Source organism: Pseudomonas sp. NFIX28 (assembly GCF_900107395.1).
GTDB lineage: Bacteria > Pseudomonadota > Gammaproteobacteria > Pseudomonadales > Pseudomonadaceae > Aquipseudomonas.
Genome location: NZ_FNPW01000014.1, coordinates 1 through 13,109, shown reverse-complemented (window position 1 = coordinate 13,109; position 13,109 = coordinate 1). Strand labels below are relative to the sequence as shown.

The 13,109-nt window shown below is 61.9% G+C and carries 12 protein-coding genes and 1 pseudogene; 9 read left to right on the top strand and 4 right to left on the bottom strand.

The features are described from left to right. Positions 1 to 146: 146 nt before the first annotated feature. From BLV20_RS23375 to lnt, 4 genes are read left to right on the top strand one after another with little or no spacing between them, the layout of a single operon-like run. Positions 147 to 1,163: a PhoH family protein gene (locus tag BLV20_RS23375; protein WP_092304816.1), complete on the top strand. Its 1,017-nt coding sequence runs from the start codon at positions 147 to 149 to the stop codon at positions 1,161 to 1,163. Then, a complete protein-coding gene (ybeY, locus tag BLV20_RS23370) occupies positions 1,156 to 1,650 on the top strand; it encodes an rRNA maturation RNase YbeY (RefSeq protein ID WP_092304815.1) in 495 nt (164 codons plus the stop codon). The genes BLV20_RS23375 and ybeY overlap by 8 nt, the downstream gene beginning before the upstream one ends. 5 nt (positions 1,651 to 1,655) lie before the next feature. After that, a complete protein-coding gene (locus BLV20_RS23365) occupies positions 1,656 to 2,495 on the top strand; it encodes an HlyC/CorC family transporter (protein WP_007927086.1) in 840 nt (279 codons plus the stop codon). Between the two features lie 8 nt (positions 2,496 to 2,503). Then, positions 2,504 to 4,027, top strand: coding sequence for an apolipoprotein N-acyltransferase (lnt, locus tag BLV20_RS23360; RefSeq protein ID WP_092304814.1), 1,524 nt, complete (start codon positions 2,504 to 2,506; stop codon positions 4,025 to 4,027). A gap of 79 nt (positions 4,028 to 4,106) precedes the next feature. Here the strand turns inward: lnt and BLV20_RS23355 are convergent, their stop codons facing one another. Together BLV20_RS23355 and BLV20_RS23350 are read right to left on the bottom strand one after the other, a co-directional pair. Next, positions 4,107 to 4,877: a YdcF family protein gene (locus BLV20_RS23355; RefSeq protein WP_092304813.1), complete on the bottom strand. Its 771-nt coding sequence runs from the start codon at positions 4,875 to 4,877 to the stop codon at positions 4,107 to 4,109. Between the two features lie 125 nt (positions 4,878 to 5,002). Next, positions 5,003 to 5,323: a hypothetical protein gene (locus BLV20_RS23350; protein WP_092304812.1), complete on the bottom strand. Its 321-nt coding sequence runs from the start codon at positions 5,321 to 5,323 to the stop codon at positions 5,003 to 5,005. Between the two features lie 259 nt (positions 5,324 to 5,582). On the opposite strand from BLV20_RS23350, the gene leuS reads away from it, so the two are divergent. From leuS to BLV20_RS23325, 5 genes are all read left to right on the top strand, one after another. Beyond that, the gene (gene leuS / locus BLV20_RS23345) at positions 5,583 to 8,189 is read left to right on the top strand and encodes a leucine--tRNA ligase (protein ID WP_092304811.1); all 2,607 of its coding nucleotides are present in this window, start codon (positions 5,583 to 5,585) and stop codon (positions 8,187 to 8,189) included. Between the two features lie 88 nt (positions 8,190 to 8,277). Beyond that, positions 8,278 to 8,883, top strand: coding sequence for an LPS-assembly lipoprotein LptE (lptE, locus tag BLV20_RS23340; protein ID WP_092304810.1), 606 nt, complete (start codon positions 8,278 to 8,280; stop codon positions 8,881 to 8,883). 39 nt (positions 8,884 to 8,922) lie between these two features. Then, complete coding sequence (gene holA, locus BLV20_RS23335) at positions 8,923 to 9,960, top strand: DNA polymerase III subunit delta (RefSeq protein ID WP_092304809.1); 1,038 nt, start codon at positions 8,923 to 8,925, stop codon at positions 9,958 to 9,960. Positions 9,961 to 10,153: 193 nt separating this feature from the next. Further along, complete coding sequence (gene arfA / locus BLV20_RS23330) at positions 10,154 to 10,315, top strand: alternative ribosome rescue factor ArfA (RefSeq protein WP_007927093.1); 162 nt, start codon at positions 10,154 to 10,156, stop codon at positions 10,313 to 10,315. 61 nt (positions 10,316 to 10,376) lie between these two features. After that, a complete protein-coding gene (locus tag BLV20_RS23325; protein ID WP_092304808.1) occupies positions 10,377 to 11,699 on the top strand; it encodes a lytic murein transglycosylase in 1,323 nt (440 codons plus the stop codon). Positions 11,700 to 11,787: 88 nt separating this feature from the next. Here the strand turns inward: BLV20_RS23325 and BLV20_RS23320 are convergent, their stop codons facing one another. Together BLV20_RS23320 and BLV20_RS23315 are read right to left on the bottom strand one after the other, a co-directional pair. Continuing rightward, a complete protein-coding gene (locus BLV20_RS23320; RefSeq protein WP_092304807.1) occupies positions 11,788 to 12,735 on the bottom strand; it encodes a S66 peptidase family protein in 948 nt (315 codons plus the stop codon). Between the two features lie 167 nt (positions 12,736 to 12,902). Beyond that, positions 12,903 to 13,109: pseudogene (locus BLV20_RS23315) on the bottom strand (lipoyl synthase); the annotation flags it as partial.

The window sequence follows — 13,109 nt, the reverse complement described above, 5'->3', positions numbered from 1 at the left end:
GGCCTCGGGCGCGCCATCGCTGGCAAGCCGCCCGCCAAGGAAAATGCGGCGAAAAACATTGCTTCGTATAAGAGCTTTCGCACCCAGGCCACTGGCGTTATCCTTGAATTCATCCCTTATTGCCGTTGGGCGGCTAAAAAACGACCTTGAACGCACCCATAGAACCACATCGTTTCATCCTCGAGCCCTTTGAGGCTCGCCGCTTCGCCAATCTGTGCGGGCAGTTCGACGAGCATTTGCGCTTGATCGAGCAGCGCCTGACCATCGAGATCCGCAACCGCGGCAATCAGTTCGAACTGATCGGCGAACCCAAACACACCACCTCCGCGGAAAATCTCCTGCGCCGCTTGTACCGGGAAACCAAGGGTACCGAGCTGTCGCCGGACATGGTGCACCTGTTCCTCCAGGAATCCGCCGTCGAAGAGCTGAACAATCACCCTGTCGCCGAAGCGTCTGTGGCCCTGCGCACCAAGAAAGGCATGATTCGCCCGCGCGGCTTGAATCAGCAGCGCTACGTCAAGGAAATCCTCGGCAACGACATCAACTTCGGCATCGGCCCGGCCGGTACCGGCAAGACCTACCTGGCCGTGGCCTGTGCGGTAGATGCGCTGGAGCGCGAGCAGGTCCGGCGCATCCTGTTGGTGCGTCCGGCGGTCGAAGCGGGCGAAAAGCTCGGCTTCCTGCCGGGTGACCTGGCCCAGAAGATCGACCCATACCTGCGCCCGCTGTATGACGCCCTGTATGAAATGCTCGGCTTCGAACATGTCGCCAAGCTGATCGAGCGCCAAGTCATCGAGATTGCTCCGCTGGCATACATGCGCGGCCGGACGCTGAACAACAGCTTCATCATTCTCGACGAAAGCCAGAACACCACCGTCGAGCAGATGAAGATGTTCCTGACCCGGATCGGCTTCGGCTCCACTGCCGTGATCACGGGCGACATCACCCAGGTCGACCTGCCGAAGGGCACCAAGTCCGGCCTGGCCCACGTGATCAACGTGCTCAAGGATGTACCGGGCATCAGCTTCACCCATTTCATGCCCAAGGACGTGGTGCGCCATCCGCTGGTGCAACGCATCGTCGAGGCCTACGAGCGCTTCGAGCAGCGTACGGCCGACGAGTCCACCCCGCGCGCGGAAAAGGGCAATAGCCACGATGCTTGAGCTTGATCTGCAACTGGCAAGCGACAAGCCTGCTCCCAGTGAAGCCCTGTTCCGCCAATGGTGCGAGCTGGCCCTGCGCCAGCGCACGGCCGACTCGGAACTGACCATCCGCCTGGTCGACGAGCCCGAAGGCCGCGAGCTGAACCGCACCTGGCGGCAGAAGGACTATGCCACCAACGTGCTGTCGTTTCCCGCCGACGTACCCGACGATCTGCTGGATATTCCATTGCTTGGCGACCTGGTGATCTGCGTCGAAGTGGTCGAGCGCGAAGCTGCCGAACAAGGCAAGGACCTCCAGGCCCACTGGGCCCATCTGGTGATTCACGGCTGCTTGCATCTGTTGGGTTACGACCATATAGATGACGACGAAGCCGAAGAAATGGAGGCACTGGAACGAACGTTGCTTGCAGAGCTGGGCCATCCCGACCCTTATGCAGACGACGAAACCGAAGAACATTCATCTGTAACAACCAAGGATTTAGAGTAATCGCTATGAGCGAAGACCGATCGAGCAGCGGGCAAAAGTCGTGGCTGGGTAAACTGACCCAGGCTTTTGCCCATGAGCCGAAAAACCGCCAGGAGCTACTGGAGCTGTTGCGCGAAGCCCATCAGAACAAGTTGCTGGACAGCGAAGCGCTGGCCATCGTCGAAGGCGCCATCCAGGTCGCTGACCTGCAAGTCCGGGACATCATGGTTCCGCGCTCGCAGATGATCAGCATCAAGGCGACCCAGACTCCCCGCGAATTCCTCCCCTCGGTCCTTGATTCCGCGCATTCGCGTTATCCGGTGATCGGCGAAAGCCATGACGATGTCATGGGCGTTCTGCTGGCCAAGGACCTGCTGCCGCTGATCCTCAAGGAGAACGGCGACAGCTTCAACATCAAGGATCTGCTGCGCCCGGCGACCTTCGTTCCCGAGTCCAAGCGCCTGAATGTGCTGCTGCGCGAGTTCCGTGCCAACCACAATCACATGGCCATCGTTATCGACGAATACGGCGGCGTGGCGGGCCTGGTGACCATCGAGGACGTGCTGGAACAGATCGTCGGCGATATCGAAGACGAGCATGACGTCGAGGAAGACAGCTACATCAAGCCCCTGCCGAGCGGCGATTTCCTGATCAAGGCGCTGACGCCGATCGAGAACTTCAACGAGTTCTTCGACAGCGAGTTCTCCGACGACGAGTTCGACACCGTCGGCGGCCTGGTGATGAGCGCGTTCGGGCACCTGCCTAAACGTAACGAAATCACCGAGATCGGTGCCTATCGCTTCCGTATCCTGAATGCCGACAGCCGTCGGATTCATCTGCTGCGACTAACGCCTATCCCCCGCTAAGGATCGACATGCTGCGTTTAACCCGCCCCGGCTGGCCCGGTAACCTGCTGGCCATGGCGGCTGGCGCAATCACCACGCTGGCCCTGGCGCCGTACGATATCTGGCCGCTGGCATTGCTGGCGGTCGGCTTCTTCTATGCCGGCCTGCGCCAGCTGAGCCCGCGTCAGGCGCTGTGGCGCGGCTGGTGCTTCGGCTTCGGCCTGTTCGCCGCTGGCACCAGCTGGATCTACGTCAGCATCCATACCTACGGTGGCGCCTCGGTGCTGTTGGCCAGCTTGCTGATGCTGGCCTTCATCGCCGCCATTGCCTGGTTCTTTGCCCTGCCGGCCTGGATCTGGGTGCGCTGGTTGCGCCGCAATGAAGCGCCCCTGGCTGACGCCCTGGCGTTCGCCGCTCTTTGGGTGGGCCAGGAAGCCTTCCGCGGTTGGTTCCTGACTGGCTTCCCCTGGCTCTATTCCGGCTACAGCCAGCTCGACGGCCCGCTGGCCGGCTTGGCCCCGCTGGGCGGCATGTGGCTGATTTCCTTTACCCTGGCGCTGACCGCCGCCCTGCTCTACAACCTGCCCGGACTGATCCGCGCCGGCCGCAAAGGGTTTCTCGCCGCCGGCCTGGTGCTGCTGGTCGCCCCTTGGGTGATCGGCATCGCGCTCAAGGGGCATGCCTGGACCAGCCCTTCGGGCGAGCCGCTGACCGTGGCGGCGATCCAGGGCAATATCGAACAGAACCTGAAATGGGACCCCGCGCAACTCAATGCCCAGCTGGCGCTGTATCGCGACATGAGCTTCAGCTCCAAGCGCGTGGACCTGCTGGTATGGCCGGAAACCGCGGTGCCCGTGCTCAAGGAGTCGGCCGAAGGCTACCTGAACATGATGGGTAACTTCGCCGCCGACCGGCATTCGGCGCTGATCACCGGCGTACCGATCCGCCAGGAAGTGCATCACCAGAAACGCTACTTCAACGGCATTACCGTGACCGGTGAAGGTGATGGCGAGTACCTCAAGCAGAAACTCGTTCCGTTCGGCGAATACGTGCCCCTGCAAGATCTGCTGCGCGGCCTGATCGCGTTCTTCGACCTGCCCATGTCGGACTTCGCTCGCGGCCCTGCCGACCAGCCTTTGCTGCAAGCCAAGGGCTACCAGATTGCGCCGTTCATCTGCTACGAGGTGGTTTACCCGGAATTCGCCGCCAGCCTGTCAGCGCGCAGCGACCTGTTGCTGACCATCAGCAACGACACCTGGTTCGGTACTTCGATCGGCCCGCTGCAACACCTGCAGATGGCCCAGATGCGCGCCCTGGAAGCTGGCCGCTGGATGATCCGCGCGACCAACAACGGGGTGACCGGGTTGATCGATCCGTTCGGCAAGATCACCGTGCAGATTCCACAGTTCGAACGCGGCATTCTTTATGGCGAAGTGGTGCCGATGCACAACCTCACGCCTTATCTGCAATGGCGTTCGTGGCCCCTGATCATCGTGAGCATCCTGCTGTTCGGCTGGGCCCTGCTGGCCAGCCGGATCGCCAAGACCGTCTGACCCCATCGCCATCCATCGAACATCGACCGGTCGCTCCTGCGAGAATCCATGATTCCGCAGGAGCGACCGCTTCAAGAACTTAGTGTTCTGCGCGATAAAACAGCTTGTAACCCACCAGCCCCACCGCCTCGTTCAACAGCTGGCCGCTCTGCCAGATCGACTTGAACTCCGGCATCCAGCCGCCCAGCGGCCTGGCGTTATCCACGCCCAGAAACCCCACAGGCGCCGGCACCACTGTGAATCCCGCCTGCTCGAAACTCCAGGCAGCCCGCTGCATATGCCAGGCCTGGGTGACCAGCACCACACGCTTGACGCCTTGCGGTTTGAGCACTTGCGCGGTGAATTGGGCGTTTTCCCAGGTGGTGCGGCTGCGCCCTTCCTGCCAGCGCACCGTCACGTCGAAATCGTTCAGCAACGACTCGGCCATCAGCGCCGCTTCCGTCGGCGGCGTGCCGTAGTGCAGCCCGCCGCTGGTCAGGATCGGCAGGCCGGAGGCCTTGGCCAGCCGCGCCGCATAACGCTGGCGCTCCAGGCCAACGCCGGTCGGCTGGTCGGAACCCCAGGCCGGATCGCCACGTTCACGCCCCGACCCCAGCACCACGATTGCATCGGCCTGCTCGGCCAGGGTCGACCACTGGCTTTGCGTCAACGCCGGCTTATTCTCCAGGGCACTGGCACCCCACTCCACCATGACTGGCAGGCTCATCAGCCAGAACCCGCCCAACCCCAGGGCAAAGCACACACCGGCCAGTCGCGGCCTCGAGCGGCGAAGCCACCAGGCGAGCAGAAGCAGCAGCAACAGAAGGCCTGGCGGCAGGAGTAATTGTTTGACGAAATAACGAAAAGGCATCGAGCATCTCCAAAGATGCTCGAAGCCTAAGTGGGTAAAAGCAAAGCAACAACAGATACGAAACAGATTTCACGCACAAGGTACGCGGCGTCGACATTGCGCAGATGCCCGAATGGGCTGCGCATTTATTTGAACTGTAGGGATCGGACCTTTACCGCATCCCGTGTGGGCACCTTGTCTTTCAACCAGATGACCTTGGCCGAATGTGGAGTCACCTCGTGCCTCAGGCATTCGAGCACGCTCAATTGCGTCTCACGCTCACTGCGATCCAGATAGGCCTTGATCATCTCGAACTCGGCATGACTCAGGCCACGCAACTCCAACTCCAGGGGACGCTCATCCCGCAAGCTCCCTGCTGTTTTCGCCGCGTCCAAAGCCAAAGCCAGACGATCGATCAATCGTTCGTACAACTCGGGTTTTGTGACTTTTCGCTGCGACTCAACCATCCACTCACCTCATGAAAGTAAGACTCACTCCCCTTTTTGAGCTTAGCCGCACTGCCGAAACCGGCCGGATGCCGCGACCAACGGCCCACGGCGCGTAATCAGGGTTTCCCTCGGCAGAGCGCGGTCATGTATGCTACGGCGCTTCCTGTAACTCCACTTCCAGCTCGACTGGGTAGCGAAAACGCCACATCTGGCGCCATCACCGCCCAACGTTGCATTGAAGAGGATTAGGCCACCCCTATTCAGTTCAAAAGTAGCCATGCACGAACACTATCAGCCCCGTGAAATCGAAGCCGCCGCCCAGTCGTTCTGGGACGAGCAAAAGTCCTTTGAAGTCAGTGAACAGCCAGGCAAGGAGACTTACTACTGCCTGTCGATGTTCCCTTACCCCAGCGGCAAGCTACACATGGGGCACGTGCGTAACTACACCATCGGCGACGTGATCTCCCGCTACCAGCGCATGCAAGGCAAGAACGTACTGCAACCCATGGGTTGGGACGCCTTCGGCATGCCGGCGGAAAACGCCGCGATGAAGAACAACGTCGCACCAGCCAAGTGGACCTACGAAAACATCGCCTACATGAAGTCCCAGCTGCGCAGCCTGGGCCTGGCGGTGGACTGGTCCCGCGAAGTCACTACCTGCAAGCCGGACTACTACCGCTGGGAACAATGGCTGTTCACTCGCCTGTTCGAGAAAGGCGTGATCTACCGCAAGAACGGCACCGTGAACTGGGACCCGATCGACCAGACCGTCCTGGCCAACGAACAGGTGATCGACGGTCGCGGCTGGCGCTCCGGCGCGCTGATCGAAAAGCGCGAAATCCCGATGTACTACTTCAAGATCACCGCCTACGCGGATGAGCTGCTGGAGAGTCTCGACGAGCTTCCGGGCTGGCCCGAGCAGGTCAAGACCATGCAACGCAACTGGATCGGCAAATCCCGTGGCATGGAAGTGCAATTCCCCTACGACCAAGCCTCCATCGGCGAAGCGGGCGCACTGAAAGTCTTCACCACTCGCCCCGACACGCTGATGGGCGCGACCTACGTTGCCGTGGCCGCCGAGCACCCGCTGGCCACCCTGGCGGCACAGAACGATCCGGCGCTGCAAGCCTTTATCGCCGAATGCAAGGGCGGCAGCGTCGCCGAAGCCGACATCGCCACTCAAGAGAAGAAAGGCCTGCCGACTTCGCTGTTCGTCGAGCACCCGCTGACCGGTGAAAAGCTTCCGGTATGGGTCGCCAACTACGTGCTGATGCACTACGGCGATGGCGCGGTCATGGCCGTGCCGGCGCACGACGAACGCGACTATGAATTCGCCACCAAGTACAACCTGCCGATCAAGAACGTGGTGCGCACCAGCGCCGGCGACGAAACGCCCGCGCCTTGGCAGGACGCCTACGGCGAGCACGGCGAACTGATCAACTCCGGCGAGTTCAACGGCCTGGACTTTGCCGGCGCCTTCGACGCCATCGAAGTTGCCCTGCTGAAGAAAAACCTCGGCCAGTCCCGTACCCAGTTCCGCCTGCGCGACTGGGGCATCAGCCGCCAGCGCTACTGGGGCTGCCCGATCCCGATCATCCACTGCGACAGCTGTGGCGATGTACCGGTACCGCAAGACCAACTGCCGGTAGTCCTGCCGGAAGACGTGGTGCCGGACGGCGCTGGCTCGCCACTGGCGCGCATGCCCGAATTCTACGAATGCAGCTGCCCGAAATGCGGCAAGCCCGCCAAGCGTGAAACCGACACCATGGACACCTTCGTCGAGTCCTCGTGGTACTACGCCCGCTACGCTTCGCCAAAATACGAGGGTGGCCTGGTCGACCCGGCCGCGGCCAACCACTGGCTGCCGGTGGACCAGTACATCGGCGGTATCGAACACGCGATCCTGCACCTGCTCTACGCCCGCTTCTTCCACAAGCTGATGCGCGACGAAGGCCTGGTCAGCTCCAACGAACCGTTCAAGAACCTGTTGACGCAAGGCATGGTGGTCGCCGAGACCTACTATCGCCGCGAAGCCAATGGCGCCTACACCTGGTACAACCCGGCCGATGTCGAGCTGGAACGTGACAGCAAGGCCAAGATCGTCGGCGCCAAGCTGATCAGCGATGGCCTGCCGGTGGAAATCGGCGGCACCGAAAAGATGGCCAAGTCGAAGAACAACGGCGTCGATCCTCAGTCGATGATCGAACAATACGGCGCGGACACCTGCCGCCTGTTCATGATGTTCGCTTCGCCACCCGACATGAGCCTGGAATGGTCCGACTCCGGCGTCGAGGGTGCCCATCGCTTCCTCAAGCGTGTCTGGCGCCTGGCCCAGGCCCACGTCGCCCAGGGCCTGCCGAGCGCGCTGGAACTGGCCACGCTGAACGACGAACAGAAAGTCATTCGTCGCGCCATCCACCTGGCGATCAAGCAAGCCAGCCAGGACGTCGGCCAGCATCACAAATTCAACACCGCCATCGCTCAGGTCATGACGTTGATGAACGTGCTGGAAAAAGCACCGCAAGCCACTCCTCAAGACCGTGCCCTGTTGCACGAAGGCCTGGAAACCGTGGCCCTGTTGCTGGCTCCGATCACTCCGCACATCAGCCACGAGTTGTGGAGCCGGCTGGGTCGCAGCGGCGCCATCATCGACGCCGGCTGGCCCGTGCTGGATGAGAACGCACTGGTTCAGGACAGCCTGCAACTGGTCATTCAAGTGAATGGCAAACTGCGTGGCCAGATCGAAATGCCGGCCAGCGCCAGCCGTGAAGAGATCGAAGCCGCCGCCCGGACCAACGAGAACGTGCTGCGCTTCACCGAAGGCCTGACGATTCGCAAAGTGATCGTTGTGCCTGGCAAGCTGGTCAATATCGTCGCTAGCTAATTGGATCAGGCGCCAGCTCAAGGTTGGCGCCGAATAAAACCTCCAGGGCCGCCCTGTCGGCCCACATGGTTTCAAGGGGAGCAACAAGATGATCAAACGCAACCTCCTGGTGATGGGCCTGGCCGTACTGCTGAGCGCCTGCGGCTTTCAGCTGCGCGGTACCGGCACCACCGAACTGGCGATCAAGGAACTCGACCTGAGCGCCCGCAACGCTTATGGCGAAACCGTGACCCAGCTGCGCCAGGTTCTGCAAAGCAGTGGCGTCAAGGTCTATGCCGGCGCGCCCTACAAGCTGGTGCTGACCCGCGAACAGGAATCCCAGCGCAGCCTCAGCTACGCCGGTGCCGGTCGTTCGGCCGAATATGAACTGACCACCGTGCTGAACTACGACATCCAGGGCCAGAACAACCAGACGCTGCTCAGCGACAAGCTGCAAGTGCAGAAGGTCTACATCCACGACGGCAACAACCTGGTGGGTTCCGACCAGGAGTCGCTGGAAGCACGCAAGGAAATGCGTCGCGACCTGGTGCAGAACATGATGCTGCGCCTGCAACTGCTGACCCCGACCCAGCTTGAGCAATTGCAGCAGACCGCGGATGCCCGTGCCAAGGCCGAAGCCGACGCACTGGAAGCCGCGCAGAAGGCTGAGGCGGAAACCCCGCAGCAGTCGCCCATGCAGCTGCCGAACCAGTAAATCTTGTGGGGCGCCCAGGCGCCCCGCTTGCCCCTCCTTATGAAACTCGCCCCCGCTCAACTCGGCAAACACCTGCAAGGCGCACTCGCCCCGATCTATGTCATCAGTGGCGATGATCCGTTGCTGTGCCAGGAAGCCGCCGATGCGATTCGTACCGCCGCTCGCCAGCAAGGCTTCGATGAACGCCAGGTTTTCAGCGCCGATGCCAATTTCGATTGGGGAACGCTGCTGCAAGCCGGCGCGAGCATGTCGTTGTTTGCCGAAAAACGCCTGCTGGAACTGCGCCTGCCTTCGGGCAAGCCCGGTGACAAGGGCGCCGCGGCCTTTATCGAATACTGTTCACGGCCGGCCGAAGACACCCTGCTGCTGATCAGCCTGCCCAAGCTCGACGGCAGTGCGCAAAAGACCAAATGGGGCAAGGCGCTGATCGAAGGCGAACACACCCAGTTCATCCAGATCTGGCCGGTCGACGCCAACCAGCTGCCACAATGGATTCGCCAACGCCTGTCCCAGGCCGGACTGTCCGCCAGCCAGGATGCCGTGGAACTGATCGCGGCCAGGGTCGAAGGCAACCTGCTGGCTGCCGCCCAGGAAATCGAAAAGCTCAAGCTGATGGCCGAAGGCGGCCAGATCACGGTGGAAACCGTGCAGGCGGCCGTGGCCGACAGCGCGCGCTTCGACGTTTTCGGGCTGGTGGATGCCATCCTCAATGGCGAAGCGGCGCATGCGCTGCGCATGCTCGAAGGCTTGCGCGGTGAAGGCGTCGAGCCTCCGGTGATTCTCTGGGCGCTGTCCCGGGAGCTGCGCTCGCTGGCCAATATGTCGCTGCAATACAGCCAGGGCACTCCGCTGGACAAGGTGTTCAGCCAGGCTCGCCCGCCCATCTGGGACAAACGCAAGCCGCTGATGAGCAAGGCCCTGCAGCGCTATTCAGCGCCGCGCTGGGCACAATTGCTGCTGGACGCCCAGCGCATCGACGCGCAAATCAAGGGACAGGCCGCCGGCTCGCCCTGGAGCAGCCTGAGCCGCCTGTCGCTGCTGATGGCTGGCCAACGCCTGCCTCTCCCCGCCGAATAACCCCCCGTTGCAGGCGCGAGCTTGCTCGCGATAACGCTGGCCCAGACCACTTCGACGCCCCGAGGATTGCCGATCGCCAGCAGGCTCGTTGCTGCCGGTTGGCGAAAAGCCCTACAGATTGTGGGGCTGGACAACGGGTTGAAGCTGGCCGATCATCTGCCACGCAAAAAACCACCTAAAGCGAGAACCCAATATGAGCAAGCCATCCAAGCATGGCCCCAACAAGGCCAAATCCATCATCGCCCAGCCACTGTTCCGCAGCCGTCAGGAACGACCCGCCAAGGGCAAAGGCAGCTACCGCCGCGAAGCCTTCCAGTCTAAAAGCTGGGAGGCTTCTTACTTTCTGGCTGCATAAAGCAGAGAACCCCGCCGGCGTGATAAGGTCTGTATCTGATTCGTATCCTCTGGACCTGTGCATGCCCTTTTGTATTTCCCGTCGTTGGCACCTGCGCCAACTGATCGCTGCCTCCAGCCTTGCCCTGCTCGTCGCCTGCGCGGAAAAACCCACCGCCGCCGATGCCCAGCCACTCCAAAGCATTCCAACCGCCCCTCTCGCCGCGCCTGCAACCGTTGCCCCGCTGGCCGTCGATAACCTGGATATCCAGCCAACCCAGACCTTTGCCCAATGGCAGGCCGGGTTCCGTGTCGAGGCTCTGAACGCGGGGATTCGCGCCGATCTTTTCGACCGTGTATTCGCCGGCATTACCCCGGACATGGGCGTGATCAAGGCCGACCGCAGCCAGCCGGAGTTCACCCGGCCGGTGTGGGAATACCTCGACGGCGCCCTGTCACCACTGCGCGTGCGCAAGGGCCAGGCGCTGGTCAATCAGTACGCCGACATCCTGCAGCAGATCGAACAGCGTTATGGCGTCGACCGCCAGGCACTGGTGGCGGTCTGGGGCATGGAAAGCAACTTCGGTGAGTTCCAGGGCAACAAATCGGTGATCCGTTCGCTCGCGACCCTGGCCTACGAAGGCCGTCGCCCGGCCTTTGCCAATAGCCAGCTGCTGGCCGCCCTGCAGATCCTCCAGCACGGCGATATCCAACCCGAGAAGATGCTTGGCTCCTGGGCCGGCGCGATGGGGCAGACCCAGTTCATTCCGACCACTTACAACACCCACGCCGTGGACTTCGACGGTGATGGCCGCCGCGACATCTGGAACAGCCCGGCCGACGCCCTGGCCTCGACCGCCCACTACCTGCAAAGCTCCGGCTGGCAGAAAGGCCAGCCATGGGGCTTTGAAGTGCAGTTGGCGAACGGCTTCGACTATGCGCTGGCGGACGGCGCGATCCGTAAACCGGTGGCCGAATGGATGCGCCTGGGCATGAAGCTGCCCAACGGTGCCGCCGTGCCTGCTGGCTCCGAGCAGCTTTCGGCAGCTTTGCTGCTGCCGGCAGGTTATCGCGGTCCGGCGTTCCTGATTCTCGACAACTTCCGCGCTGTCTTGAAATACAACAATTCGTCGTCCTATGCCTTGGCGGTGAACCTGTTGTCGCAACGCTTCAACGGTTCAGGCTTGATCAACGGCGTCTGGCCGAAAGACGACATGCCTCTCAGCCGCTCCGAGCGTATCGAGTTGCAGAACCTGCTCAGCGCCAACAATTACGATGCCGGCAACCCGGACGGCATTATCGGCGCCAATACCCGCAAGGCGATTCGCAGTGCGCAGCAATCGCTGGGCTGGCCCGCCGACGGTTACCCGACCCACAAGCTGCTCGAGAGCCTGCGCTCGCGTTGAGGGCGGGCGCCGGCGCCCTCAAATCAGGGTAGACAGCACCGGCGCCATCGCGAGCAAGTTCGTTCCCAGGGCTTTGGATACAGACTGATCAGCCGAAGACCACATCCTGCTCCAGGACCAGCTGCTTCTCCCCCGCATCCAGCCTGACCATCGCCCCCAATGGCAAGGTCAGGTTCGGATCGCAATGCCCGCTACGCCATCCGGCCAGCACCGGAATGCGCAAGGGCTCGAAGGTCTGCTTGAGCAGCCCGGCAAACGCCTTTGGCTCAACTCCTGCGACATCTCCCACCAAGACACCGCGAAGTCTGTCGAGCTTGCCAGCCAGGCGCAGGTGCGTCAGCAGACGGTCGATCCGGTACAGCGGTTCGTTGATATCTTCGATAAACAGAATGACGCCGTCGCCATTGATCTCATACGGCGTGCCCATGGTTGCCGCAATCAACGACAGATTGCCCCCCAGCAATTGGCCACAGGCAATGCCTGGCTCAATGGTGGCCAACGGATAAGCCGCAGGATGCGCCAGCAGGCTACCGGCTTTCAGCTGCCCCCTGAGCAGGCTGAACAGCGAGGACTCGGTCGGCGCTTGCTTGTCGCCCAGCAGGTCGGCGTTGAGCATCGGCCCGTGAAAGGTGACAAACCCCGCGTGGCGATTGATGGCCAGGTGCAGCGCGGTGATATCGCTGTAACCGACAAACGGCTTGGCATGCCGGCGCAGCAGGTCAAAATCGACGCGGTCGAGCAAGCGTGGGCTGCCGTAGCCGCCCCGCAGGCACAGGATCGCATCGACATCGGCATCGGCGAAGGCAGCGTGCAGGTCGTCCAGGCGCACCTCGTCGCTACCGGCCAGATAGCCGTCCTTTTGTTGCACCCCTGGGTAAATCCGCAGCGAATAACCTCGAGTACGCATCCAGCGGGCAGCGCGCTCGGTATCCAGGGCAGCAGGCCCGGCAGGTGCAATCAAGCCGATCAACCCTTGCGAAGGCAGCGCCGGGACGGGACGTTGCGCACAAAGGACGTCAGTCGGTTGGAGGGTCATCCAATGGTTCTCCCTGTGTGGATTCTCTAGTGCACAGTAGACATGAAAGCGGGCAAACAGAAGTGCTGAAACGCCACGGCGCTTGCAGGAAAAGTCGGAACAGGGAGGGAGACGCGGGTGTAACGGAAAATGACGCCCGCAAGGAGGGACCTTGCGGGCGCATTACATCAGGAGAGCAGGCCTTCTTTGGCCAGCTTCGCCTGCTCGTCGGCGTGGTAGGAGGAACGTACCAGCGGGCCGGAAGCGACGTTCTTGAAGCCCATCTTGTAACCTTCCTCGGCGAACCAGGCGAAGGTATCCGGGTGCACGAAACGCTGCACCGGCAAGTGGCTGCGGGACGGCTGCAGGTACTGGCCGAGGGTCAGCATGTCGAT

Excerpts from the sequence above, each read along its gene's own strand:
- ybeY (WP_092304815.1), top strand. The coding sequence starts at position 1,156 with ATGCTTGAGCTTGATCTGCAACTGGCAAGCGACAAGCCTGCTCCCAGT.
- BLV20_RS23365 (WP_007927086.1), top strand. The coding sequence starts at position 1,656 with ATGAGCGAAGACCGATCGAGCAGCGGGCAAAAGTCGTGGCTGGGTAAA.
- lnt (WP_092304814.1), top strand. The coding sequence starts at position 2,504 with ATGCTGCGTTTAACCCGCCCCGGCTGGCCCGGTAACCTGCTGGCCATG.
- BLV20_RS23355 (WP_092304813.1), bottom strand. The coding sequence starts at position 4,877 with ATGCCTTTTCGTTATTTCGTCAAACAATTACTCCTGCCGCCAGGCCTT.
- BLV20_RS23350 (WP_092304812.1), bottom strand. The coding sequence starts at position 5,323 with ATGGTTGAGTCGCAGCGAAAAGTCACAAAACCCGAGTTGTACGAACGA.
- leuS (WP_092304811.1), top strand. The coding sequence starts at position 5,583 with ATGCACGAACACTATCAGCCCCGTGAAATCGAAGCCGCCGCCCAGTCG.
- lptE (WP_092304810.1), top strand. The coding sequence starts at position 8,278 with ATGATCAAACGCAACCTCCTGGTGATGGGCCTGGCCGTACTGCTGAGC.
- holA (WP_092304809.1), top strand. The coding sequence starts at position 8,923 with ATGAAACTCGCCCCCGCTCAACTCGGCAAACACCTGCAAGGCGCACTC.
- arfA (WP_007927093.1), top strand. The coding sequence starts at position 10,154 with ATGAGCAAGCCATCCAAGCATGGCCCCAACAAGGCCAAATCCATCATC.
- BLV20_RS23325 (WP_092304808.1), top strand. The coding sequence starts at position 10,377 with ATGCCCTTTTGTATTTCCCGTCGTTGGCACCTGCGCCAACTGATCGCT.
- BLV20_RS23320 (WP_092304807.1), bottom strand. The coding sequence starts at position 12,735 with ATGACCCTCCAACCGACTGACGTCCTTTGTGCGCAACGTCCCGTCCCG.